Source organism: Rhodococcus sp. ARP2, assembly GCF_001029585.1.
GTDB lineage: Bacteria > Actinomycetota > Actinomycetes > Mycobacteriales > Mycobacteriaceae > Rhodococcus_F > Rhodococcus_F erythropolis.
In genome coordinates this window covers 47,871-70,166 of record NZ_LEKE01000067.1, presented here as the reverse complement: position 1 = coordinate 70,166, position 22,296 = coordinate 47,871, and the positions used below count along the sequence as shown (strand labels likewise).

At 62.2% G+C, this 22,296-nt stretch carries 26 protein-coding genes; 13 read left to right on the top strand and 13 right to left on the bottom strand.

The window, feature by feature from the left end; translation table 11 throughout:
• The coding region (locus ABX74_RS18935) for an AMP-binding enzyme (RefSeq protein WP_047889457.1) at window positions 1-361 on the top strand (361 nt) is incomplete at its 5' end.
• Between the two features lie 7 nt (window positions 362-368).
• On the opposite strand, the gene ABX74_RS18930 is transcribed toward ABX74_RS18935, so the two are convergent.
• Entirely contained in the window at window positions 369-731 is a 363-nt protein-coding gene (locus tag ABX74_RS18930) for a hypothetical protein (protein ID WP_019745947.1), read from the bottom strand.
• Between the two features lie 208 nt (window positions 732-939).
• Window positions 940-1,665 (bottom strand): TetR/AcrR family transcriptional regulator, encoded by a 726-nt coding sequence (locus ABX74_RS18925; protein WP_047889456.1) that lies wholly within the window; start codon window positions 1,663-1,665, stop codon window positions 940-942.
• Between the two features lie 97 nt (window positions 1,666-1,762).
• Here ABX74_RS18925 and ABX74_RS18920 point away from each other — a divergent pair, with 97 nt between their 5' ends.
• On the top strand, window positions 1,763-2,140 hold the full coding sequence (locus ABX74_RS18920; protein ID WP_031331446.1) for a VOC family protein: 378 nt from the start codon (window positions 1,763-1,765) through the stop codon (window positions 2,138-2,140).
• Here the strand turns inward: ABX74_RS18920 and ABX74_RS18915 are convergent.
• Window positions 2,128-3,741: a helix-turn-helix domain-containing protein gene (locus ABX74_RS18915; RefSeq protein ID WP_047889455.1), complete on the bottom strand. Its 1,614-nt coding sequence runs from the start codon at window positions 3,739-3,741 to the stop codon at window positions 2,128-2,130. The genes ABX74_RS18920 and ABX74_RS18915 overlap by 13 nt on opposite strands.
• 103 nt (window positions 3,742-3,844) lie before the next feature.
• Here ABX74_RS18915 and fepB point away from each other — a divergent pair, with 103 nt between their 5' ends.
• Genes fepB through ABX74_RS18890 form a run of 5 tightly spaced genes read left to right on the top strand, consistent with a single transcriptional unit; the run spans window position 3,845 to window position 8,673 of the window.
• Window positions 3,845-4,858, top strand: a complete 1,014-nt coding sequence (gene fepB, locus ABX74_RS18910; RefSeq protein ID WP_047889454.1) for a Fe2+-enterobactin ABC transporter substrate-binding protein — start codon at window positions 3,845-3,847, stop codon at window positions 4,856-4,858.
• Window positions 4,859-4,862: 4 nt separating this feature from the next.
• On the top strand, window positions 4,863-5,909 hold the full coding sequence (locus tag ABX74_RS18905; protein WP_047889464.1) for a FecCD family ABC transporter permease: 1,047 nt from the start codon (window positions 4,863-4,865) through the stop codon (window positions 5,907-5,909).
• Window positions 5,910-5,911: 2 nt separating this feature from the next.
• Window positions 5,912-6,961: a FecCD family ABC transporter permease gene (locus tag ABX74_RS18900; RefSeq protein WP_223257965.1), complete on the top strand. Its 1,050-nt coding sequence runs from the start codon at window positions 5,912-5,914 to the stop codon at window positions 6,959-6,961.
• A 23-nt stretch (window positions 6,962-6,984) separates the two neighbouring features.
• Window positions 6,985-7,809 carry an ABC transporter ATP-binding protein gene (locus ABX74_RS18895; RefSeq protein WP_047889453.1) on the top strand — a complete coding sequence of 275 codons (825 nt, stop codon included), beginning with the start codon at window positions 6,985-6,987 and terminating at the stop codon, window positions 7,807-7,809.
• A gap of 21 nt (window positions 7,810-7,830) precedes the next feature.
• On the top strand, window positions 7,831-8,673 hold the full coding sequence (locus ABX74_RS18890) for a siderophore-interacting protein (RefSeq protein WP_047889452.1): 843 nt from the start codon (window positions 7,831-7,833) through the stop codon (window positions 8,671-8,673).
• Between the two features lie 5 nt (window positions 8,674-8,678).
• Here ABX74_RS18890 and ABX74_RS18885 read toward each other — a convergent pair whose 3' ends face one another.
• From ABX74_RS18885 to ABX74_RS18875, 4 genes are read right to left on the bottom strand one after another with little or no spacing between them, the layout of a single operon-like run.
• Window positions 8,679-9,410, bottom strand: coding sequence for a winged helix DNA-binding domain-containing protein (locus tag ABX74_RS18885; RefSeq protein ID WP_262982277.1), 732 nt, complete (start codon window positions 9,408-9,410; stop codon window positions 8,679-8,681).
• A gap of 37 nt (window positions 9,411-9,447) precedes the next feature.
• Window positions 9,448-9,858: a DNA glycosylase AlkZ-like family protein gene (locus ABX74_RS30775; RefSeq protein WP_262982276.1), complete on the bottom strand. Its 411-nt coding sequence runs from the start codon at window positions 9,856-9,858 to the stop codon at window positions 9,448-9,450.
• Window positions 9,858-10,499 (bottom strand): histidine phosphatase family protein, encoded by a 642-nt coding sequence (locus ABX74_RS18880; protein ID WP_047889451.1) that lies wholly within the window; start codon window positions 10,497-10,499, stop codon window positions 9,858-9,860. The genes ABX74_RS30775 and ABX74_RS18880 overlap by 1 nt, the downstream gene beginning before the upstream one ends.
• Window positions 10,500-10,512: 13 nt before the next feature.
• Complete coding sequence (locus ABX74_RS18875; RefSeq protein WP_047889450.1) at window positions 10,513-11,949, bottom strand: FAD-binding oxidoreductase; 1,437 nt, start codon at window positions 11,947-11,949, stop codon at window positions 10,513-10,515.
• A 141-nt stretch (window positions 11,950-12,090) separates the two neighbouring features.
• Between ABX74_RS18875 and ABX74_RS18870 the strand changes: the two genes are divergently transcribed.
• Window positions 12,091-12,990: a LysR family transcriptional regulator gene (locus tag ABX74_RS18870; protein ID WP_046379565.1), complete on the top strand. Its 900-nt coding sequence runs from the start codon at window positions 12,091-12,093 to the stop codon at window positions 12,988-12,990.
• 22 nt (window positions 12,991-13,012) lie between these two features.
• Here the strand turns inward: ABX74_RS18870 and ABX74_RS18865 are convergent, their stop codons facing one another.
• The gene (locus tag ABX74_RS18865) at window positions 13,013-14,092 is read right to left on the bottom strand and encodes a helix-turn-helix domain-containing protein (RefSeq protein ID WP_223257964.1); all 1,080 of its coding nucleotides are present in this window, start codon (window positions 14,090-14,092) and stop codon (window positions 13,013-13,015) included.
• A 9-nt stretch (window positions 14,093-14,101) separates the two neighbouring features.
• On the bottom strand, window positions 14,102-15,073 hold the full coding sequence (locus tag ABX74_RS18860; RefSeq protein ID WP_047889449.1) for an alpha/beta hydrolase: 972 nt from the start codon (window positions 15,071-15,073) through the stop codon (window positions 14,102-14,104).
• Between the two features lie 93 nt (window positions 15,074-15,166).
• Here ABX74_RS18860 and ABX74_RS18855 point away from each other — a divergent pair, with 93 nt between their 5' ends.
• The 3 genes from ABX74_RS18855 (at window position 15,167) to ABX74_RS18845 (ending at window position 17,626) form a co-directional block, all read left to right on the top strand.
• On the top strand, window positions 15,167-15,760 hold the full coding sequence (locus ABX74_RS18855; protein ID WP_047889448.1) for a hypothetical protein: 594 nt from the start codon (window positions 15,167-15,169) through the stop codon (window positions 15,758-15,760).
• Between the two features lie 159 nt (window positions 15,761-15,919).
• The gene (locus ABX74_RS18850; RefSeq protein ID WP_007735729.1) at window positions 15,920-16,348 is read left to right on the top strand and encodes a YciI family protein; all 429 of its coding nucleotides are present in this window, start codon (window positions 15,920-15,922) and stop codon (window positions 16,346-16,348) included.
• Between the two features lie 3 nt (window positions 16,349-16,351).
• Window positions 16,352-17,626 carry an RNA polymerase sigma factor gene (locus tag ABX74_RS18845; RefSeq protein WP_019745926.1) on the top strand — a complete coding sequence of 425 codons (1,275 nt, stop codon included), beginning with the start codon at window positions 16,352-16,354 and terminating at the stop codon, window positions 17,624-17,626.
• A 15-nt stretch (window positions 17,627-17,641) separates the two neighbouring features.
• On the opposite strand, the gene ABX74_RS18840 is transcribed toward ABX74_RS18845, so the two are convergent.
• Window positions 17,642-18,055 (bottom strand): hypothetical protein, encoded by a 414-nt coding sequence (locus ABX74_RS18840; protein ID WP_020971251.1) that lies wholly within the window; start codon window positions 18,053-18,055, stop codon window positions 17,642-17,644.
• Between the two features lie 152 nt (window positions 18,056-18,207).
• On the opposite strand from ABX74_RS18840, the gene ABX74_RS30455 reads away from it, so the two are divergent.
• Window positions 18,208-18,378: a hypothetical protein gene (locus tag ABX74_RS30455; protein WP_021333309.1), complete on the top strand. Its 171-nt coding sequence runs from the start codon at window positions 18,208-18,210 to the stop codon at window positions 18,376-18,378.
• A 216-nt stretch (window positions 18,379-18,594) separates the two neighbouring features.
• A complete protein-coding gene (locus ABX74_RS18835; protein ID WP_047889447.1) occupies window positions 18,595-19,293 on the top strand; it encodes a type 1 glutamine amidotransferase domain-containing protein in 699 nt (232 codons plus the stop codon).
• A 97-nt stretch (window positions 19,294-19,390) separates the two neighbouring features.
• Here ABX74_RS18835 and ABX74_RS18830 read toward each other — a convergent pair whose 3' ends face one another.
• The 3 genes from ABX74_RS18830 to ABX74_RS18820 are packed head-to-tail and all read right to left on the bottom strand — an operon-like array spanning window position 19,391 to window position 22,235.
• On the bottom strand, window positions 19,391-20,695 hold the full coding sequence (locus ABX74_RS18830) for an HNH endonuclease signature motif containing protein (protein WP_047889446.1): 1,305 nt from the start codon (window positions 20,693-20,695) through the stop codon (window positions 19,391-19,393).
• A 56-nt stretch (window positions 20,696-20,751) separates the two neighbouring features.
• The gene (locus tag ABX74_RS18825) at window positions 20,752-21,606 is read right to left on the bottom strand and encodes an alpha/beta fold hydrolase (protein WP_031333874.1); all 855 of its coding nucleotides are present in this window, start codon (window positions 21,604-21,606) and stop codon (window positions 20,752-20,754) included.
• The gene (locus ABX74_RS18820) at window positions 21,603-22,235 is read right to left on the bottom strand and encodes a TetR/AcrR family transcriptional regulator (RefSeq protein ID WP_021345987.1); all 633 of its coding nucleotides are present in this window, start codon (window positions 22,233-22,235) and stop codon (window positions 21,603-21,605) included. The genes ABX74_RS18825 and ABX74_RS18820 overlap by 4 nt, the downstream gene beginning before the upstream one ends.
• Window positions 22,236-22,296 lie beyond the last annotated feature (61 nt).

Genomic DNA, 22,296 nt, shown 5'->3' with positions numbered 1-22,296 from the left:
GGGGAACTTCTGGTACCAGGGGCGTGCCGATGACGTCATTTCGTCCGCGGGGTACCGGATCGGCCCCGGCGAGATCGAAGAGTGCCTGCTCTCGCGCGACGAGGTAGCTATGGCCGGCGTCATCGGTGTTCCGGATCCGTTGCGCGGGGAAGCCGTTCACGCTTTTGTCGTTCTGTCCGAAGGAACGAACTCTTCGGAAGAGCTTCGCCAGGAGTTGCAGACCCACGTGAAAAGCCGCCTTGCTTTCTACCAGTACCCCAGGCAGATCACCTTCATCGACAGCTTGCCGCTCACCACCACGGGCAAGATCCTACGACGGGAACTCCGAACATTGGCCACTGACGCGAACGGCCTTGGCTAGCAGACGCCTACATGTTGGGTAGGACCACGACGAAGAACCAACCGCTCAGGGCAAGACCGATGACGCCGGTGAAGAGGCCGACTATTGCATCCCACGGCAGCTGGCGGGCATTCGAGAGCAGATGCCCGCCAGACTTCTTCGGGCGACGTCGGAGCGCAAAGATTCCTGTTGTAATCGCGCCCGCACCCAGAAGGATGCCGAAGCCGAAAGCCCAGAACAGGAGTACCGACAGCGCGCCGAGCATCTCCGACCTCTCACTCCAGCGTGCGACGCGCTGTGTTTCGGTCGGGGGAGGCCACTTGTGAGAAGGCGACAGAGCTGCACCGAAACGGCGGGTGTGATGACGAATTGACTGGTCGCTGAGAAACATTGTCCACCACGCCTGGAGTTGAGTCGATGTGCCGCCGGTATCTACTCGTCTACCCCTTCTCCGTGGATATATGCCGCTGAAGTCGGGGCTAGCTGGTTGCGTCGCGCAGCGGAATCTCGATCAGAAGCTCACTGGAACCCCGTACCTCTCGGGTCGATTGATTCTCATAGGCGTGCAACAGCTCTCGCGGTTTCGAATTGCAGGAATGTCATTCGATGTGAACAAGACCTCCCAGGGCGTCGAGGACCCGGTCCAGCCCGAATTTCCACGCTGCCTCGGGGCTGTACGGGGTGTTCTTGGCTTCGCCGGCCGCTCCTCCGACTCGCTGCGCCAGCGGGAAGTTGTCGCCGAGGTAAGCAGCCAGGCGCTGGTTCCAGGACGACCACACCTCGGCCATGTCGGCCGCTCGGGGGTCGGGGCGCCGTGCTTGCGCCGAGGACCGGGCGAAGTCGGCGACAAACGTCAGCGCGGAATCCCGCTCGATGTCGCTCAGCCCGGTGTCGTCGAACGCATGTAGTTCGTGGTCGTACTTCGCGATAGTTCCCGGACCCAACGCGGAGCGCTGATCGGTGATGTCCAGGAGCCACCAGTGCTCCGAGTAGAGGGCAAGTTCCTCCTCGGCTACCCGTCGCACGCGCTTGCGCCACGTCATGTTCCCGTACGACAGGCGCGGACTGTTGCCGCGCACGGTGTCGACCATGAGCACCAGGAGATCGTCACGGGACCCGACGTGGGTGTACACCGCCATGCCCGAGATTCCGAGCTCGGCGGCCAATCGGCGCACCGTCACCGCGTCCAGCCCTTCCACGTCCGCGAGGGCGAGAGCGACGTCGACCGCCTGTGAAGTGGTGACCTTCGCGCGAGGGCCGCGGGCTCCACCCTTCGGTGCGAGGGGGTGATCGCGCCACAGTAGGTCGATCAGTTCGCGTGCCATCAGCCGTCTCCAGAAATCGGGAATACCTCAACAGTGGTATACCTTATACGGTGCATACTGTATGCACTGCACAAGGTTTATGATCATGGAGGCCACGATGAAAATCACCAGCACTGCTCTGTCCTTGAACGTTGCCGACACGGACGCGTCGGCCCACTTCGCGAAAACCCATTTCGGCTTCACCGAGGCCATGTCCGACGATGGATTCGTTTCTCTGAATCATCCGGATGCCGGGGTCAACGTGGTCTTCCTGCGCACCGGTCTCGGTACGTTCAAGCCGGACTTCGTCGCAGGTTCGGCCGGGCAAGGCATGCTCATCGCATTCGTGGTCGATGACATCGACGCCGAGTTCGCCCGCATCGCTGCCGAAGGTGCCTCCGTCGTCACAGAGCCGGAGACCGAACCGTGGGGCGAGCGCTACTGCCAGTTCGTCGATCCCAACGGCATTGTGTGGCAGCTCGTTCAGTGGGTGTGAAGAACCCGAGCGCTCGGCTCGGCGGCGCGCGGCACAGAACGTAACCAGAGGGCGCGTTCGACGGACTGAGCTTGGAAGCGCTGCGGTGAGATCCCGTGCGCAGTGCGAAACGCTCGGCTGAATGCGGGCAGGTGCGCGTAACCCAGGTTCCTCGACACCGTTCCGGGTGCAACCCCGAGTTGGAGTTGGGTGCGTGCCTGGGTCATCCGTGAAAGCGATCGCCATTGCGGATACGTAGTGCCGGTCTCGATACGGAACTCCCGGCGCAGCCTGGCCGCGTCGGTACCGAACTCTTGCGCCCACTCGTCCAGAGTGCGAGGGTCGGCCGGTCGGGCGGCGATTGTCGCTGCCAGTCGTGTGGCAATCGAATCGGTGGCAGACCCGTTCGAAACCGATTGTGCGAGAGGGCCGGTGGCGATGATGTCGAATGCTGTGGCGCTGTCGTGGCCACGCGGGCGCAAGGGTGTGTAGGCGGCGACGAAAGTGTGCAGCAATGCCAATTCGTCATCGGGGGAGAACTGCACGGTCTCGAGGGCGTCGGCAGATACGGTCGACCCGTTCGAGGAGCGGAAGCCGAGCGGTAGCAGCAGTGAACCCGTCGGAACCGTGACGGTATTGAGGACGCCTGCAGGCAGAATCATGGCCTCGCCGGTGCGCAGTTCCCAGCTGCGGTCCGCGACGTCCACCCGGGCTTGGCCTCGGTAGACCCACACTGCGACGTGGGCGCCGTTGACGCGCGGCCACGTCGCGTTGGCCGGTATCGGCGGCGCAGTTTCTCCGGGCTGCCTGGGCTCTGCGAGCATGCGGACCAATGCTTGATCGTTGTCGGTGTCCACGCTGCGATCGGTTGGACCGGAGAGGGCCCGTCGACGGTAGTCGCTCGGGCTCTCTCCCATCTGGGCCCGGAACGCGCGGGTGAATCCGCTTCCTGTTTCGAAGCCGACTTCGTTTGCAATCCAACCGATCTCGCGGTCCTGCTTCAGATACTCCAGCGAGGCGGCGATCCGAGTTCGTAGCCGCCAGCGCGTGAAGGTGAGGCCGGTTTCTTCCACGAAGTACCGCTGGAGCGTTCGAATGCTGATCCCGGCACGCTTCGCGAATTGTCCCTCGGTGTCGTCGGTGCCAGGCGTTCGCAAAAGGGCGTGCGCGATCTCGAACGCTTCCCGTGACTGCGGCAATCGCGGCAGCGAGGTGGCCCCGTCGTCAGCCCGGGCGATCATCTCGAACAAGGACGACGGGTGTGCAGCGTCGCCGCGCAGATAGCCCAGGTTGTGAACGAACTCGTGGATCAGTCTGTCTTCCCATCCAGGCGGAACGCGCAGGCGCGTCACGGTAGCCGGCCCGGCGCTGACGCCGTTCGAGGGCGGAAGCAGGATGGGAAACGCGACGGAATCCGAGTCCGTCTCCATTGCGTATCGCGCACCCGCCGGGATCCACAGCGATTCGCCAGCTGGTATCTCGTGGACCGTCGATCCGACTCTGACGCGTCCGCTGCCTGCAAGAACCCAGAACAACAGCGGCGAGCGGGCGGTGCTGGGCTCGGTGGCGCTCGCACGGACCGGCGGCAAACCGATCGCGTCCGGCTCAGATAGTGGTAACACGTTGGCGCTCCTGGACAACCCTTGCTACTTAAGTATGGCTAACTTTACCTCTGCTGTCTGCGTTCGCAGCGGCGCACTCTCGTACCTTCAGAAAGCCATACTCATGCGCAGATCACTTCGCCCGACGGCGGCAATACTCGCCGCGGTCGTCGCCCTCGCTCTTGCCGGCTGCTCCAGCTCGTCAGATAGCGATGCCGGAACCGAGGGCACCCAGAAAACCTCAGGTTCTGCCGAGGGATGGCCGCGCACCGTCGATCACGGCGACCGCAGTACCGAGATCACCTCGAAGCCGACCCGAATTGTGTCCACCTCGCCGTCGTTGACCGGCACGCTGCTTGCAATCGGTGCGCCGGTCGTCGCCAGCGCGGCAACGACGCCGTCGGGAATGACCGATGACCAGGGGTTCTTCTCCCAGTGGTCGGAGGTGGCAGCTGATCGTGGAGTAGAGGTTCTCTACCGAAATCTCGAGCTGAACCTCGACGCGATCGAGACGTTCGAACCCGATCTGATCATTGGGTCCGCCAACGGAGGTGACTCGACGCTCGACGCCTACGCGCAGCTGAGCGACATCGCACCCACCGTTCTTCTCGACTACGGCGCCAGCTCCTGGGAGGAGCTCGCAGATCAGCTGGGGACTGTCACCGGACTCGAGAGCGAGGCAGACAAGACCGTCGACGAGTACGACAGCTGGGTGACGACGCAGGCCGGGAAGATCAAACTTCCCGAGCAGCCGGTGACGGCGCTGGTCTACATGGGTGCCGACGGTGTCTGGACGTTCCGAGCCGACAGCCCACAGGGCAATCTGCTGACCTCGCTCGGCTTCACCTATGCCGAGCCCGCTGAGCAGTTTGTCGCCCCGGACAAGCGGGGTGCCTCCGGCGTCGCGATCGTCAGCTCCGAGAACATGTCTGCCGCCCTTGACGGCTCGCAGACGCTGTTTGCCGTCTCGATGGGACCCAAGGATGTGGAGAAGCAACTTGCCGCCGATCCGCTTCTCGCGAATCAACCTGCTGTCAAGGGTGATCGGGTCTACGCAATGGGAACGGCGGCTTTCCGCCTCGACTACTTCAGTGCCAAGCAGACAGTCGAGTCGCTGGTGTCCACGTTCGGTGAATGACGGCGTGAGCGCTTCTTCACAGTCCCGGACCGAAGCACCGCTGCGGTCCGGGACAGCCGCGCGTGCGGGGTTGTTGGTCGTGGCCTCCGTGGTCGTGATCGTGCTGGCGTCCGTTGGTGGGCTGGTACTCGGCTCTCGCAACATCCCCGTCGCCACCGTGCTCGACGCGATCCTTTCCTACGACGCCGGCAACAACGAACACCTCGTTGTGATCGGATCACGCTTGCCCCGAACAATTCTCGGGCTGGTGGTCGGGGCTGCGCTCGGACTGGCCAGCGCGCTGATGCAGTCGATCACCCGCAACCCACTGGCCGATCCGGGGCTACTGGGTGTGAACGCCGGAGCATCAGCGGCAGTCGTGATTGCGATTGCCTATCTGGGGGTGACTTCGGTCGGCGGTTATCTGTGGTTCGCGCTCGCCGGCGCGGCCGTTGCCTCGGTGGGTGTGTACATGTTGGGGTCTGTGCATCGCAGCGCCGCGACCCCAGCGCGCATGGCGCTCGCCGGTGCCGCTGTGGCAACGGCGATCACGGCGCTCACCAGCATGGTTCTCATCAGCAATGAGGCTGCCTTCAATCAGTTCCGATTCTGGGCAGTGGGTTCGTTGCAGGGGCGCGGCGGAGACGTGATCGTCACCGTTCTTCCCTTCATCGCGATCGGTATCGTGTTGTCGTTGTTGCTGATTCGTCCACTCAATGCGATTGCTCTTGGTGAGGACGTCGCCAAAGGGCTCGGCGCCCGCACTGGTCCCGCCCGGGCCGGATCCGCTGTAGCAGTCATCCTGCTCGCGGGGGCGGCCACCGCGGCGGCCGGCCCACTCGGATTCGTGGGGCTGGCTGCGCCGCACATCGTGCGCGGCGTCGTCGGACCGGATCTGCGTCTTCTTCTGCCGTGCGTGCTCGTCGTCGCGCCGGCGTTTCTGCTCTTGGCCGACGTGCTCGGTCGCGTTGTCACCGCGCCGGGAGATCTGCAGACGGGGATCGCGGTGGCTGTGCTCGGCGGACCGTTGTTTGTCGCGCTCGTTCGCTCACGGCGAGTGGCGTCACTGTGAACATGATTGCCGCGCAGCCGGTCCCACCGCTTTTTCGCGGTTGGGTGGTTCGAATCGGGTCGTGGTCGTGGCGAATAGTCCCGCGGGTGCTGTTCGTAGCCATCTCAATCAGCGCGGCGTTGGCGGCGCTCTCGTTTGCCACGCTGATGTACGGAACCTTGGACCTGTCCTTGGGTGAGGTGTGGCGCGCTCTGAACGGCGAAGGCACCCCAGCGGCGGTTCGGTCCGTCCAGAATCGCCGTCTTCCACGGCTGATCACCGCGATCGGGGTGGGTGGAAGCCTCGGTGTGGCCGGCGCGGTTTTCCAGACGCTTTCGCGCAATGTTCTCGGCTCGCCGGACATTATCGGTTTCACCACCGGTGCTGCGACGGCGGTGGTGGTGCAGGTCGTGTTCTTCGGCGGCGGGGTACTCCAGACCGCGGGCGCTGCTGTTCTCGGCGGCATGCTGACTGCATTGCTCGTGTACGCGCTGGCACGCAAAGACGGAGTCAGCGGCGGTCTTCGACTCGTCCTGGTCGGCATCGGAGTTGGGGCGATGCTGAGCGCCGTGATGTCGTTCCTGGTGGTACGCGCGGATATCGACGACGCCACCGTGGTGCAGCAGTGGACGGCCGGTTCGCTGACCGGGCGCGGTTGGCCACACGCGATCAGCGTTGCGATCGCCGTCGGTGTTCTCGTTCCTGCTCTCGTCGTGGTGTCCAGGCGCGTCACCATGATGGAAATGGGCGACGACGCAGCGTCTTCGCTCGGAATCTCCGTGGAGCGATACCGATTCGCCGGCATCCTGCTTGCGGTCGCGCTCACCGGAGCAGCAACTGCAGCTACCGGTCCCATCGCCTTTGTGGCGCTCGCAGCTCCCCAGATCGCACGACGGTTGGCTCGGCGCAGCGGTGTTCTTGTCGCGACCTCCTTCCTGCTCGGCGCGGTTCTGTTGGCGGGCGCCGACTTGATTGCCCAAGCGGTCGAGGTCGGTCTCCGAACTCCGGTCGGTCTTGTCACCAGTCTGCTCGGCGGCGCCTATCTGATCTGGTTGCTGGCCCGTCAGGCCTGAAAACCTTGCTACGAAAGAGATTCATGACTACAGCTACTCCGGTATCGCGGCTACACGCCGAGAAGATCGAGCTCCGGTACGCCGATCGAACCATCGTGGACGAGTTGAGTCTCGAGATCCCCGACGGCGGTTTCACCGTGGTCGTCGGACCGAACGGGTGCGGCAAGTCGACGTTGTTGCGTGCGCTCGGCAGAATGCTCGCGCCGCGATCGGGTCGGGTTCTGCTCGACGGTAACGACATTCGGTCCTATCGCACCAAGGTAGTGGCTCGGCGCATCGCTCTGCTGCCGCAGTCTCCGCTCTCACCCGGAGCGATCACCGTGGCAGACCTCGTGGCTCGCGGCCGATACCCGTACCAGAGCATGCTGCGCCAATGGTCACCCGAAGACGAGCGTGTTGTCGCCGAAGCGCTCACTGAGGTCGGAATGCGCGATGCAGCAGATCAATTGGTGGACGAACTGAGCGGTGGACAACGGCAGCGGGTATGGATCGCCATGACACTCGCGCAGCGCACCCCGGTGTTGTTGCTCGACGAACCGACCACCTTTCTCGACATCGCCCACCAGATCGAGGTTCTCGACCTGTGTTCCCAACTGCACCAGTCCGGTCGAACGTTGGTCGCGGTCCTGCACGACCTGAACCTCGCGGCTCGATATGCCACGCACGTAGTTGCCATGCGGTCCGGAAAAATCGTCATGCAGGGCAGTGCCTCGGACGTCTTCACCCCTGAGTTGCTGCGTGAAGTGTTCGACCTCGAGGCTCTGGTCCTCGAAGACCCCGAAACCGGACGGCCACTTGTTGTTCCGCGTGATCGAAGACCTGCCAGCCAGCTACCCGTCCACAACTGAACCATCGATCAGGAGATATCAATGACTAGCGCATCTCGACCTGAAGAAACTGAAACCTCTGCGTCGGCAAAGGCGCCACGCGGCGAAGATCACGACCGCGGTCTCAACGACGTGGTTGCCGTCGTCGAACGCGTCGAACGTCCGACCGAGAGCATCTTGCGCATCACCGCCCAGCTGACTTCATCGGCGGACGACCCGAATTGGTTGCGTCCCAACGTCGCATTCCGCATCCAGTTGGGCCCGCAGTACGACGACGTCTCGCGTGTCTACACGGTGCGCACATTCGATGCGTCGAGCGGTTTGATGACCTTCGACGTCGTGCTGCACGGTCACACCAGCCCGATGATGCGGTGGGCCGACGACCGTCGTGTGGGTGACACGTTCTCGCTCACCGGCCCTCGCCCGCACTTCCTCGTTCCCGAGATCGCTGGTCGCCGCGTCGCACTGTTTGCCGACGACACCGCGATACCTGCCCTCTATTCGATTCTGCTTCAGTGGCCCGAGGGTGTGACCGGTGTTGGTTGGGTCGCCACCGGTGACGCCGAGGCTTTCGCGGAACTGCCCGTGATCCCCGGCCTCGAATTGCATCATGTCGAGGATCGCCTTGCCGAGTATGCCCTCGAGCTCGAGAACCCAGGAGACTATGCGGTGTGGGGTGCCGGTGAGCGAGACGAGATGCGCTCCATCCGAGCGCATTTCCGTAAGACAGTCGGCCTGGCGAAGGACGACGTGGTTGTCTTCGGCTACTGGAAGCGCGGAGTCAGCACTACCGAGATAGATCAGAACAGACTTCGGAACTACACGAGCATCCTCGAAAACGGCGGCACCCTCGCAGACATCGACGATCTGGCAATCGGTATCTGACGCTATCACCGGGCGCTAGTGCCGGCGGGAGGTTCGGGAACGTCGTGCCTCATCGCCTGTGAGACGTACCCCGTGCCGATTCTGACGCCGCCCAGCCACTCGGTGAGGCGCGCCGCCTCGGCATCGAAAGAACGTCGCGCAGACGCTGACACGGTCTCGAGCAATCGAACGTGGACCACACCGGTTTCGTCTTGGATCCAGCACCCTACGACACGACCGTCGACCCAAGCCGTGGTGCCGGCATTACCGCGGGTGTCGAAGAGTTGGTTGCGGTGCGGGCCGAGGTAGAAGTCACGGTTCTTCCACCCCATGATCGTCGGGTCGAGTACCGGTAGGAGTGCCACCCAAGGACCTGAATCAGGCACCGTGGCGACGTCATCCGGTAGTAACCAGCCCGTGTCGCCTCCGTCGAGTGAGACTGCAACGGCTTCGAGTTCGGCGAGGGCGGCCCGGACGACCGTCTTGGTCGAGCCCAGCCACCAGACGATGTCGTCTTCCGTCCCCGGTCCGAAGGAGTGGAGCCAGCGTCGGACTATTTCTCTGTATCCGTCTGCAGATTCGAGATCGGTGGGGGCGTCGTCGAGCCAGTGTCGAGTGAGAGTCCACAGTGGGCGTGAGACGGGGAATCGGGCGGTGTTGGCGCCGCGCATGATGTCTGCGGTCGCCCCGAGGTGGGTGAGAACCCTGGGTGCCGACCAGATTTCGCCTGCCGAACCCTCGACCTTGACGTCGATCATCGGTACTGCCTGACGGACCTCGAGTGCGGAAAGGCCTTCAGGGGCTCAGAACCTCCGCCCGCGCGCGATCGAGCCAGTCGTTGCCGTCGACGGCGATTCCGGCCTTGACGACATCCTTGGCCATTCGTGCGCGCTCGGTGTTCGCGACGCGGGCGGACGCGCTCGACCACGCGGCCGGCAGCAAGTCTCGGGGAAAGGTGAAGAGCGTGCGGCGCATAGCCAATTGCTTCACGAGACTGCGTTGGTCGTACAAGGCGTTGTCGACGTCAGTGGCGTCCAATGACCGAACCCTCGCCCAGCAAGACAGATAGACAGTCGCTGATTCGGTGGCGTGCAGTACCGTCATCGCCTGCGTTGCAGCTTCCGGAGAATCGACGCGGAACGAAGGCGCCAGCGCATGACGTACTCCTATGCGTGCACGGCGTTCGTCGTCGGAAACATGGCGCATCAGGCCATCGTGCCACAGGCCAAGTGCGTCGTATCGGCTAGTTGCGCGAGAGTTCGATTGCGCCAGTAGTCGTCGTGTTGGAGATGTGTGATGGCCCCGGGCGTGGTCGCGAAGTTCGCAAACCCTGTGGCTTCGACGGGGATCTGCAGCCAGGCGGAGACGACGAATGTGTGTGCAAATCCGTGTGTTACGACCACGTGATCGTGGTCGAGATCGGTCATCAGTTCGCGAATGCACTTGCCGACCCTTGATGCGATGTCGCGGCGGGTTTCGGCACCGGCAACGGGGCCACGGTGATCGAGGCGGTTGTCGTCAGGAGCCGGAACCTGCCGCTGGGCCAGCCACGAGTTCGGGCGCCCTTCGGCTTCTCCGAAGCTGATTTCGCGCAATCGAGAGTCTGTTGTCGCCGGAACATCGAGTGTCCGGGCGATGATCGCGGATGTCTCGGCGCACCGTTCGAGGTCGGAAGAGGTGATGCGGATCGGGCGCGAAGTTCCTGCGCGTCGACGTTTCAACTCTTCGGCGATCAATTCTGCATCGCGCCTGCCTGCGGGCGTGAGAACCGAATTGTGCCAACCTCCGACGATGTCCTGTGCTGTGTGTTCGGCATGAGGATGAGTGACGACGTAAAGATCCTGCACGAGACCCCTTTTGTTACCCGACCGTTTCGGGCAACAGTATTCCAGGATTGAGGATTCCACGCGGATCCCAGGACGATTTGATCAGCTTCATGGCGGCGATGTCGGTTTCCGTGCGCCCCAGCGCTATCCACGGTGACTTCGCGCGACCGATCCCGTGCTCGGCGCTGATACTTCCGTGATGGGCGGAGACGAGTTCGAAGACCGTATCGGTCAGTTCGTGGGCGATGTTCGGTTCGGCGTCAAGAAGATTCACATGGATATTCCCGTCGGCGAAGTGTCCGAACAACATTGGACGCACATGGACGAATCGTTCGGTGAGTACTTCGCGGAGTCTCTCGATGAACATGCCCATCACGGACAAGGGGACGGAGATGTCGAGTTTGACCACCGGAGTCGTCGATGAAGCGCTGATGCTTTCGGTATGGCTTTCTCGCAGAGTCCACAGCTTTCGAGCGGGGCCAGGCTCGACTGTCGCGTCCTCGATGAGATCGGCAGAGGCAGAGAGAACTTCCAGGAGTGACTCTTCCGTCTCGCGCGGCGATGACACCTCGATCAGGGTGTACATCGGTGACGGTGTGCCGAACGGGCGACGGGCATCAGTGTGCGCGCAGACGAGGGAGATGCCGTCGTCGGTCATGATCTCGGCGGCCTCCACGGTCAACCCGCTCTGGCGCACGCGATTACACAGATGCAGCGCTTGATCGACGTCGCGCACACCCGCGAGCACGACCTGGGTGTCGGTCGCCGGGGTGACCAACTTCATCAGGACCTTGGTGACAATCGCGAGCGTTCCCTCACTGCCCGCAAGAAGCCCTGGGATGTCGTATCCGACATTGTCTTTGACAAGTGGAGTCCACCTGCTCAAGACGGAACCATCGGCGAGTACTGCCTCGATCCCGAGTATCTGTGCCCGTGTATTTCCGTATCGGACCATGCGGGTACCGCCGGCGTTGGTTGCGACGATGCCGCCGAGAGTCGCGGATTCCTTTGATGCCAAATCGATTCCGAATCGGAGGCCATGTGCGGAGGCCGCCAGGTCGGCGCGAGCGACGGTCACTCCCGCACCGGCCGCGATTGTCCGGCCGATGGGGTCGACGGTCTCGATCGAATCCAAACGCCTGGTGCTCAGCACCACTGATCCAGCCGATGGTATTCCGCCACCGACAAGTCCTGTATTTCCACCTTGCGGGGTGATGGGAATCCCGGCCTCGAAGCAGGTCGTGACGACGGCGGACACTTCGGCGGTGTCGGCCGGACGGACCACAGCTATTGCGTCACCGATCCAACGTCCCGTCCAGTCGCGTGTGTAACCCTCGATCAGCTCTGGATCGGTGAGAACATGCGCTTCGCCGACGATCTCTGCGAGGGCGCCGACGATCTCTGCGAGGGCGCCGAGGAACCTCGCGTCCGTTGCAGGTTCGCGTGCTTCGACGAGTGTTCGGGGGCTCATGTTCAACCTTGTGATCGTTCGGGGACAGTTTTTTCGGGAGGCGAGCGGTGGAACAACCTGCACTCGATCCTCCGACCTCAGGTGATGCGCTGTCCAAGACCAAGTAGTGACACCACCATCTGTTCTTCTTATAATCGCCGTATGAACCTGCAGCGCGCACGCTATCTGATTGCTCTGTCGGATCACGGCAGCTTCACTCGCGCCGCCGCGAACGTCCACGTGGCGCAATCTGCACTCAGTCAGCAGATCAAGGTTCTCGAGCGCGAACTCGGAGTTCCTCTGGTGGACCGCCGAGGTCCGCAGTTCACTTTCACCGACGCGGGGCGGGTAGCGGTACGAGAGGCACGCTTCTTGCTCGGGTGCGCAGACCGGGCGGTCGAACGAATTCGATTGGCTGCACGCGGTGTGGACGGGGAACTGCGCATCGCGTACACCCGGTCGTGGGCGGGTGGCGCCGTCGGGGATCTGGTCAGCACTTATCGCAAGCTCTATCCAGGCGTCGAAGTTGTCGTGCACCGGGGCACTTCGGCGCAGACTGTCGACCTCGTCCGAACCGGAGCCGTCGACATCGCGGTTGTGCGACCGCCGCTCGATGACGACGATCGTGAACTTCCCCTGATCGTCCTCGACACCGAACCTATCCTGGTCGCCGTTCCCGTGGATCATCCGTTCGGGGATCGAACGACACTCGAACTCGGAGATCTGGTGGACATCCCCGTCGTATTCTGGCCCGAGGCGAATGCGCCCGGGATGTATTCGCGTACGCTCGAACAACTTTGGCCCGACAGCACTCCCAATATCGTTCGATTCGAGGCTGACGACGAGCAGGTTTTGCACGCCGTCTCGGACGGGGTGGGAATTGCGCCGATCCCGCAGGGGCGGGCCCGGATGCTCCGAATCCCGGGTATTCATCTGTGTGAGATCGCCGGTATGCAGCCGACTCTCGAAGTTGCCGTGACCTACCGTCCGGACAACCCGAATCCCGCGCTTGCACCCTTCGTTGCGCTCGCCGAACGCGAAAGATCGTCAACCACTGTGTAGCACAAGTGATGCGCGGTGGGCCCTATCCGCCATCGAGGACCAGCATCATGGCCGTTGCGCGTGCCCGGTTCTCGATGGTGTCGACGTGGAATCCGACGTGCTGGGACAGCTTCGCCAATCGGTGCGCAACGCTGCTGTGATGAAGATGCATGGAATCGGCTGCGGCCCTCAATGTTCCGGATTGCAGGTATGCCCTCAAGGTTTCGAGTAGTTCTAATCCCTGTTTGGTATCGCCGATCTCTTCGGCAAGAACCAGATCCGGTATTCGCGAGTGATCGATGTGTGATCCCGGTGCCAGGAGGTTGAGGGCGCCGAGATCGTCGGCGTTCACGATCGGTGTTGTTGCTGACGCCTGTGCACGAGCGAATCGTGCAGTGGTGAGTATTGTATTCACTTCGGAAGCGGAAGCAGCCAAAGATATTCCGGCGCGAATGGATGACGACAGTGCTGACTCGGACAGCTCGGGTGTCGGTGCGAACGAACCCGCCACGAGATTCAGATACTCGCCATCAGCTTCTATCCCAACGGCTTTGCCAGGTGTGCAATCTTGCGAAATAACAAGGTGTGCAGTGCCGCCGGCCGTGTCTGAGACTGCCTTGATTGCCATGACGCGGACTGGGGTTTGGGGTTCGATACCGAGACCGGCGCAGGAGGTGAGCACCGCGAGTTCATCCATCGGGAACAACAGATTTCGAGTGTGCTCGGCTTCGGTAGGCAAGCGTCGGGGTTGCAGGATTATCGCTGCGGTCAGGGCCATTCGGTCGACGAGCATTTCGTCGAGCGGCAAGTGCGCACCAGGACGCTCGATCCATACCTTCCCGAGAACCTCGTCGTCTACAGCGATGTCCCTGGCCATGCTCGGAGGGAACTGGGGTTCGGGTGACCATCGGCCGCGTGGGTCACATCGGCGCAAATTCTTCTTGCTTCTACCGTGTTCCACGATCTCGATACCTACAACGCAGTCCGCCAACTGCGCGCTCGCGCGAAGCAGAGATGCGGTGTCGGAGCCGTGCCGCACGAGCGTGTCGAAGTAATCGATGACACGTACCAGGCCTGCCGAGTCTGCATCGAGCTCGGCAAGCCGGTACATCAGTCCTTGCATCTCGCAACGCTACGAGACAGGCGACAGCGAACGCAACCCTCTCCGGAGCGCAGTGAGGGCTTCGGCGGCACTTCTTTCGCTGACTGCTGCGGTCGCCACTAGTGCCGACCCGTGAAAGGTTCCGGGGAAGGAGTGCAATTCGACGCTGACTCCCGCATGCAGCAGTCGAAGGGCGTATTCGATTCCTTCGTCGCGAAGAGGGTCGAGTTCCATGGTGGACAGGTAGGTCGGCGGCAGACCGGTGAGGTCGGTCGCCCGGGACGGCGAAGCGTAAATGGAGACGTCAGGATCTTCGGGACCTGAATACGACTCGCCGAGGTAGTACTTCCACGACAGGATGGCGTTGGGGCGGTGCCACAACGGTGTGTCGACGAAGTTCGTCATCGAGACAGTCGCCAGACGGTCGTCGAGTTCAGGAATTTCGAGGAATTGGAATGCCACGGGCACAACGCCCTCGTCGCGGGCTTTGAGGACAGTGCCTGCGGCCAATCCGCCGCCTGCACTCTGCCCGCCCACTGCGATGCGACTGGGATCGACCCCCAGTTCCTCTGCATGGGCGTGGATGTAGAGGAGTGCGGCGTAGCAGTCGTTGACGGGGCCGGGAAAGGAGGTTTCGGGGGCGAGGCGGTACTCCACGTTTGCAACGGCGAATCCGAGTTCGCGCGCTACCTCGACACAAAATGGATCGCTGGACTCAGCGGTGCCGATTGCAAATCCGCCGCCGTGGATCCAGAGCAGAACGGGGACAGGGCCGGCGGTGTTGTCCGGGGTGAAGAAACGAATCGTGACTTCCGGATCGCCGTCCAGGCCAGGAGCGGACAGTTCACGAAGCGAGACTCCGTCGAATGACAGGTCAGCCAACATGGCGCCGATCAGAGCGTCGTAGGTGGCCCGCGCGTTGGGGAGGTCAGCGAAGTCCACCTTCGGGAGCATGGTGAGTGCTGCGGCGAGTTCGGGGTCGAGAGTGGGGAATGTTGTCATGCACTCATCATCGATCCTGAATGTGGCCTACGTCACCAGTGGTTTGTAGGAAATCGGAGAGTCTTCTTCCGACGCCCGTCGGATCTCCCTAGGATGACGCCGGTGGACAGAGTACATCTCGGGGTGGGTTCGAGCGATTCGGAAGTTGGGTCCAGGATTGGTGGACTCCCGCCGCAGGTTTTCGCTGGTCAGCCGATTTTGCAGACGCATGAGTATCTTTTGACGCTCGCGGCGCACACGGCTCCGTGGCTCGGTGCGCGAGAGCTTTCCGTCTTCATCCGTCGGAGATTCTCCATCGGCGACGACGACCTCGAATACCCGGACATCGGGTTCAGGGCAGTCCTGCACCCGCCGTCATCACGAAGTGCGGAATCGGCCGGCACTCACGAGGGCCTGGGGAGCGCGGCGTTGGTCAATCTTCCCGCAGACGACGAAGTGATGCCGTTGGTGTTGATCGCGCCGCAACCGGTACTCATACAAAATGAACCGTCCTACGCCGATGCCGTCGAGGCGGACGGGCATCGCTTCCTGTTCCAGATCAATGAAGAGGGGTGGCCGGTGGTTGCCGAGCCGCAACCCGAGTTCGTCGAGGAATACCTGTTTGGCTACGGCTCGGTGTATTTCTACGGGAGCGCTGACGCGGCCGGGCTCGCCGTTGAAGTCGTGCCGGGATTTCTCGATTTCTGAGCTGCCAGACGACCCTTCTGCCGATACCGTGGGCAACGTATTCGACCGGCGGATTTGTCCTTCGAAAATTAGTTTCGGAAGTTTGTCGATCGGCGTCTTTGCCGTTCGACGTGTAGGCAGAGGGACCGAATGAGCGGTCCACAAACGAAGGAGATTCTCATGAAGTACATGCTGATCATGCGTTCCACCGACGAAGCCATCGAAGCATCCAAGGACATGGACTTCGACGAGATCATCGCCGCGATGGGGCAATACAACGAATCCTTGATCAAGGCCGGTGTGCTGCTGGCGGGTGAGGGATTGGCGATGGAGGAGGGATTCATCGTCGATTTCGAGTCCGATCCGCCGCTGGTTTCCGACGGCCCGTACGGCGAGACGAAGGAGTTGTTCTCGGGATTCTGGATCATTCAGACGTCGACCAAAGACGAAGCCTTGGAATGGGCGAAGCGCTGCCCGCTCGGGCCGGGAAGCAAGCTCGAGGTGCGCCGCGTGAGCGAGATGTCGGACTTCGATCAGGACAACGAGTACATCCAGAAGGAAGCCGGCTGGCGCGAAGAGCTCGGTACCGATCGTCCGGTCGCAGGCTGAACCATGACCGACGAGGCGGTGCGAGAAGAAACGAGAAAGGCTGTCGACGCGGTCTGGCGAATCGAATCCGCGAAGATCGTCGCCACGTTGACTCGCACCGTCGGAGATCTTGATCTCGCCGAAGACCTGGCAGCGCAGGCTCTGCTCGAAGCCGTCGAGCAGTGGCCTGCCACCGGAGTTCCCCGAAATCCCGCTGCCTGGCTGACTTCCGTTGCGACGCGTCGAGCAATCGACGGGTGGCGACGACGTGAGAGGCTGGACGAGCGCTACGCCCACTTTGCGCGTGAACTCGAGAACGACGCTTCGCATTTCGACGACGTCAGCTGGGATCCGGATCGGATCGACGACGATGTCCTTCGCCTGATGTTTATCGCCTGTCACCCGGTGTTGAATCGAAAAGCGCAGGTGGCCTTGACTCTTCGGGTTGTGGGCGGGTTGACCACCGAAGAAATTGCGAAGGCGTTCCTGACGCCGACCGCGACAGTTCAACAGCGGATAGTCCGTGCGAAGAAGGCGTTGACCGCTTCGAAAGCGGTTTTCGAAGTTCCAGGACGAGAAGAGTTTTCGAGCAGGTTGAGCGCCGTCCTCGGAGTCCTGTACCTGGTGTTCAACGAAGGTTATGCAGCCAGCTCGGGGGACGAGTGGATGCGAGCGGACCTCAGTGCTGAAGCTCTGCGGCTCGCGCGAATACTCGCCGAATTGGTCCCCGGGGAATCCGAGGTACACGGCCTTGTCGCGTTGATGGAGCTGACAGCCTCGAGATTCGGCGCTCGGACAACCTCGACAGGTGAGCCCATCCTGCTGGCGGACCAGGACCGGACTAGGTGGGACCGCCTACAGATCTCGCGCGGGCTTGCGGCGCTGGAACGAGCTGACGCCGTCGGGCGTGGACGTGGCCCGTACGGTTTGCAGGCAGCGATAGCCGAATGTCATGCGCGAGCAGCAACTTTCGATGACACCGATTGGAAGAAGATAGTCATCCTCTACGAGGCTCTGGCGCAACTGGCCCCGTCGCCCGTGGTCGACCTCAATCATGCGGCGGCGGTATCCATGGCATACGGTCCTGGCCCTGCGCTCGAATTCGTCGACAAGCTTGTCGCTTCAGGTGAATTGACGGGCTACCACCTGCTTCCCAGTGTTCGGGGGGAGTTGCTCAGTCAGCTCGGCCGATCCGAGGAGGCTAGAACCGAACTCCTCGAGGCAGCGAGGCTGGCCGGAAACGAGCGTGAGCGTGCAGTATTGGTCGCGAAAGCAGATGCGCTGCTGTCGGATCAGTAGTCACGCGATTGGTAGTCAGGGCTGAGTCGGATCATCATTCGGCACCATGGGCGGCATCCCGACTCCGTACGGATCGAGCATGTCCGATACACGTCGACCCCACCGTTCATGCGCGGACTGACGGGTCATTCCGGCAGCGCGGCCGATGGTTGCCCATGTCGCGCCGAATCTTCGCAGGCTCATGACGCTTGCCGTCGAATCGATGCCTGCGGCGAGCTGGATCCGGAAACTTGCCAACTGCCAAGCCATCTGACGCTGCGCCGGGATGTCGGTGTCCTGTTCTGCCTCCCATTCGGGGCTGCCAGGTAATGGATCCGTTCCGACAATCTTGTCCGCCTGCGCGCCGGCCTCGGCGATTGCGACGTTGGCCGTCGAAGTTGCGGCGGTCTCGATCTTTGCGGTCAGGGCGGTCTCGATCAGATCTTGCATAAGAAGTTCTCCATTCGTCAGGTTTAGCCTGACAGTTTCAATCGAATGTTGTCAAGAGGTACCTGACTGATTCCATTTGATTAATGCACGATCTATTTGTGTACTATCTAAATGGCCTTCGGTTCTGTTGGCCGACGTCGAAGGGGTTGCTGGTGAAGATCGTGGTTCTGTCATTCCTGATGGCGCTGACCTTGATGACGGTCGGGATCATCGCGGCGCGCAACTGCAGCACTCGACCTGCCGTGACCGGGGCAGTTACTGCGGCGTCGACGGTTCTTGCTGCCGCCTGGACACTTTTTGCCGTGGCCTTCGTACTGACCTGATCGCACTGTTCGCCCCAAATATCCGAGCTGGAATGTGGGTATGACGGGTTGTATGCCCCGTTGGTGAGAAGTCGCACTGGAACGGCCGATGCGGAATTCCCTCCGGTTGAGTGCGTTTCATCCAAGGGAGCGTTCGCCGGGGTTCCGTGTCTCGGGGTTCCTGGCTACGACGGTTCCTGACTACGACGGTTCCTGGCTACGACGAAAGGTTGCGCGATGACAAAGCTGTTGTTTGCAGTCACTTCTGCAGATCACTGGACGCTGAACGACGGGACAGCCCACCCAACCGGATACTGGGCGGAAGAACTGGTCGAGGCGCATCGCGTTTTCGTCGAGGCCGGCTACGACATCGTGATCGCGACGCCTGGCGGTAAAGCCCCCGTTGTGGATGAGGGAAGCCTGGCGCCCGAGGTCAACGGCGGGCAAGAAGGCGCTGATCGTATGCGCAAGTACATCGCCGATCTGCAGCCGGTGCTGGATTCGCCGGAGATTCTGGAAAACGCCGATGCTGCCGACTACGACGTGGTCTTTGTGCCAGGTGGACATGGACCGATGGAAGATCTTGCGGTGTCGGCATCCTTCGGTGAGCTTCTGGTGAAGTTCTTGGACGCCGACAAGGTGGTTTCGGCGGTCTGTCACGCACCGGCGGCACTTCTGCCCGCCCAGAGATCCGATGGAAGCTGGCTGTTCGACGGCTATCAGCTGACGGCGTTCACCAATGAAGAGGAGACGCAGGCTGGTCTGGCGGACAAGGCTCCGTGGCTGCTCGAAACTCGGCTAAGCGAGTTGGGCGGCAAATTCTCGAAGGCTGAGGCGTGGTCGCCTTATGTCGTGGTGGACCGGAAGCTGTACACCGGCCAGAATCCGGCTTCGTCGAAGCCGCTCGCCGAGCGGATCGTCGCCGACTTGGGCTGAACGATCACCGGCTAGGCCTGAGCACGGCTTTCGGCACCGCATCGAGGACTCCTTCGATGGGGTGCTGGGCCGTGTTCTGTTGTGCCTGAGGTTCTTCTCAGGTTTTGAAGGTGGTGTTCGCCGGTCGCGGGTGCTGTTGCGGGTCGATCGAGGGTGGTGGGATGAACCACGGTTTGTTGTCGACGCCGATGCGGATCACCCACTTCCCGACGAACCCGGCTTTGCGGTGCATCAATCGATGATGTGAACGGCACAGCAGGACAAGGTTGTTCATCACCGTCGGGCCACCGTTGGCCCAGTGCCGGATGTGGTGCGCGTCGGTCCACGCGGGCACGCATGTGCAGCCCGGGAAAGCGCAGCCTTTGTCTCGGGCGATCAACGCCACTCGCTGCTCGGCGGACACCAACCGTTTCCCGGGTTTCGCATCCAAAGGCGCCCCGTGACCGTCGAGCAGCACCGTGGACAGGAAACAATCACACCCGAGAAGCCTTGTCTGCGACACCGACAGCGGCCCCAGCCAGGGCATGTGACCGACATCAAGATCCGACACAGCCACAGCAACACCATCGGGCGAGGGTGCGGCGGCGCAGTCACGATGCTCCGCAAGATCACGGGCATTGATGTGCACGTTCACGTGCGGGCGCTGACCACCATCGACACCGGTCTTCGCGCAGTCGAGGTAGCGGCGAATCAGTTCGGTGAACCCATCCGCCGTCCGCTTCGCCGCCGACCGAGAATCCGGAGTTCCATCCGGTGCCGGGGTCGGCATCGTCAGATTCGACAATGCCGACAACAACATTTCCCCGGTGAGAGCATCGAAATCCCCGCGCACCACCACCCGACCATTCAACGTCGACGCGATCCGCAACTCATTCCGATCCACATCTTCGGCGGGCGGAATCTCATCCGATTCGAAGATTCGCTCCAAGGTCGCGATAACGTTCCGGACTTTCGTGGTCGTCGCTTCCACTCCGGACGCGGCCGCCAACAGTAGGTCGATACAGCGAGGGAGCGCTTCGTCCGGCATTCCCTTCGGTGGTGATTCGCAGAACGCCACGATCAGCACGGCGTGCTCGAAGGAGCAGTCCCCGTCATCGAACCGTGCCGCCACCGCGGGAAACGGTCGTAGCGCTGCACCGAGGGCGGCGATCTTCTTCCCGTCCCGGATTTGCAGCATCGTGTTCGCCGCCAACCAGCACCCCACCCCGCGGCTGGCAATTACCTGATCATCGGGACGCATCGACAACTCGTCCACCACGGCCACTCGAACAGCCTCGAGGCGAAGAATCTCCGCACTCGCCTCGATAGCGGCAGCACGCAACTCAGAAGCAGACAACCGCCACAGACGTCCGCGCAACCCCACCGCAGAACCCGACACCACGTCCGACAACAGAACACTCATTGAATCCCCCGATCCCCACCCCCAACAATACTCGAACATCAGTTCGAGTCAAGAGGTTATGTGAGGGCGCGAATGAGTGGAGTGGGGTCTGCGACTACGAACAGATGACCGCCCCCGCTGACCTCTTCGAAGCGAGAGTGGGGGATCATCGAGTGGGCCCAGCGGGCAACTTCGATGGGTACGTTCCTGTCGTCGGTTCCGTGCAGGAAAACCGTTGGTACCGAGATGGATTGAAGCAACCCTGGCATCTCGTGGCGATACCTCGCCAAGTCGACAACCCCTGCGGATCCGCCCTGTGCGATCCCTTCGGATGAATCCAGTTGGAGAGCAGGGCGATGCGACTCGTCGGTCATGACGGCCTGATCGGCGGCCGGCCAGATCGAGACGGAGTCGCTGCGCAACTTGGAGAACACTCCGGTTCCCGCAAGCATTGCACCAGCCATGCGGGGAGCCCAGTTGGCGGCAAAGTACAGCGCGGATACCAGTTTTATCCTGCGCCGCAAAGTATCTCGTGGGGCTCCGGGAATCATGGCGCACGCCAGCACCAATTTCGAGACTCGTTCGGGTACGGCCGCAGCGACTGCGAGCGCGTAACCGCCGCCTCCGGAGAAACCCATCAGTGTGGCCGAGTCCAACTCGAGATGATCGATCAGAGTGACGTAGTCGTCGTCCCAGGAATGAAATCCCCTGTCCGCGTGTGGATCTGTGCGCCCGAAACTGGGACGATCGGGGACGATCAGCCGTAGACCCGCCGTCGCAGCCGCGTTGTCGAGCGAGAGCCCCTCGTATCGGCTGCCAGGTGATCCATGAACCACGACTACCGGCCGGCCAGTCGGATCGCCGTACTCGCAGAACGCGATACGGCGCCCCGAGGTGCCACGAATTTCGGTTGTCGTCACGCTACTTGTCATGTTGTGCTTCCTCGCTGCGCGATCGACGCCACGCCATCCAGAATGAGCGTGACTCCGAATTCGAACCTTCGGGCGGGATCGTGATGAAGCGCGAACACCGATGCCTCGCGTCGATCGGCGGGTGCACTGTCGAAAGCTCCGCGTCCCAATTGAATTGCGACGTGTCCGGTCACGAAATCATGCACGGCGCCGTACGCGTAAGTGGCCTGTTCGTCATCGAGGCCGGCCTGCGAAAGCGCTCGCACGACTCGGTGGGCGGTATCGTCGGCGCCGGGCGCTTCCAGTGATGCCTGCCGATGGGCTTCCAGAACGAGAGGATGCCTCATCAGAAGGTCATGTAGACCGTAGGCGAACGTGCGGGCAACCCCGCGCCAGTCGGTCGGCCAGTCGATCGACGAGACGGCTTCTCCCACGAGGGTGGAAATCAGGTCTCGCCTCAACGCGTCGATGCCGCCGGTAGTGCGGTGGACGGACATCGGCGATATGCCCAGTCGCTCGGCGAGCACTCGAAATGAGACCGCGTCCAGGCCGTCCGTATCGGCGATCTCGGCCGCAGCATCGAGTATCTGTCTGTGACTCAATGCTTTTGGTCGACCGGCCCTTGCGGAGCCGGCGGATTCGGATACCATGCTGACAACAATAGCGATACGCGTATCGAAATTACAAGTGCCGATTGACCTACAAGGAGTG

Bases quoted from the DNA above. Each gene is read 5' to 3' on its own strand.
- ABX74_RS18930 (WP_019745947.1), bottom strand. From the start codon at position 731: ATGTTTCTCAGCGACCAGTCAATTCGTCATCACACCCGCCGTTTCGGT.
- ABX74_RS18925 (WP_047889456.1), bottom strand. From the start codon at position 1,665: ATGGCACGCGAACTGATCGACCTACTGTGGCGCGATCACCCCCTCGCA.
- ABX74_RS18920 (WP_031331446.1), top strand. From the start codon at position 1,763: ATGAAAATCACCAGCACTGCTCTGTCCTTGAACGTTGCCGACACGGAC.
- fepB (WP_047889454.1), top strand. From the start codon at position 3,845: ATGCGCAGATCACTTCGCCCGACGGCGGCAATACTCGCCGCGGTCGTC.
- ABX74_RS18900 (WP_223257965.1), top strand. From the start codon at position 5,912: ATGATTGCCGCGCAGCCGGTCCCACCGCTTTTTCGCGGTTGGGTGGTT.
- ABX74_RS18895 (WP_047889453.1), top strand. From the start codon at position 6,985: ATGACTACAGCTACTCCGGTATCGCGGCTACACGCCGAGAAGATCGAG.
- ABX74_RS18890 (WP_047889452.1), top strand. From the start codon at position 7,831: ATGACTAGCGCATCTCGACCTGAAGAAACTGAAACCTCTGCGTCGGCA.
- ABX74_RS18885 (WP_262982277.1), bottom strand. From the start codon at position 9,410: ATGATCGACGTCAAGGTCGAGGGTTCGGCAGGCGAAATCTGGTCGGCA.
- ABX74_RS30775 (WP_262982276.1), bottom strand. From the start codon at position 9,858: ATGCGCCATGTTTCCGACGACGAACGCCGTGCACGCATAGGAGTACGT.
- ABX74_RS18875 (WP_047889450.1), bottom strand. From the start codon at position 11,949: ATGAGCCCCCGAACACTCGTCGAAGCACGCGAACCTGCAACGGACGCG.
- ABX74_RS18870 (WP_046379565.1), top strand. From the start codon at position 12,091: ATGAACCTGCAGCGCGCACGCTATCTGATTGCTCTGTCGGATCACGGC.
- ABX74_RS18865 (WP_223257964.1), bottom strand. From the start codon at position 14,092: ATGCAAGGACTGATGTACCGGCTTGCCGAGCTCGATGCAGACTCGGCA.
- ABX74_RS18860 (WP_047889449.1), bottom strand. From the start codon at position 15,073: ATGACAACATTCCCCACTCTCGACCCCGAACTCGCCGCAGCACTCACC.
- ABX74_RS18855 (WP_047889448.1), top strand. From the start codon at position 15,167: ATGACGCCGGTGGACAGAGTACATCTCGGGGTGGGTTCGAGCGATTCG.
- ABX74_RS18850 (WP_007735729.1), top strand. From the start codon at position 15,920: ATGAAGTACATGCTGATCATGCGTTCCACCGACGAAGCCATCGAAGCA.
- ABX74_RS18845 (WP_019745926.1), top strand. From the start codon at position 16,352: ATGACCGACGAGGCGGTGCGAGAAGAAACGAGAAAGGCTGTCGACGCG.
- ABX74_RS18840 (WP_020971251.1), bottom strand. From the start codon at position 18,055: ATGCAAGATCTGATCGAGACCGCCCTGACCGCAAAGATCGAGACCGCC.
- ABX74_RS18835 (WP_047889447.1), top strand. From the start codon at position 18,595: ATGACAAAGCTGTTGTTTGCAGTCACTTCTGCAGATCACTGGACGCTG.
- ABX74_RS18830 (WP_047889446.1), bottom strand. From the start codon at position 20,695: ATGAGTGTTCTGTTGTCGGACGTGGTGTCGGGTTCTGCGGTGGGGTTG.
- ABX74_RS18825 (WP_031333874.1), bottom strand. From the start codon at position 21,606: ATGACAAGTAGCGTGACGACAACCGAAATTCGTGGCACCTCGGGGCGC.
- ABX74_RS18820 (WP_021345987.1), bottom strand. From the start codon at position 22,235: ATGGTATCCGAATCCGCCGGCTCCGCAAGGGCCGGTCGACCAAAAGCA.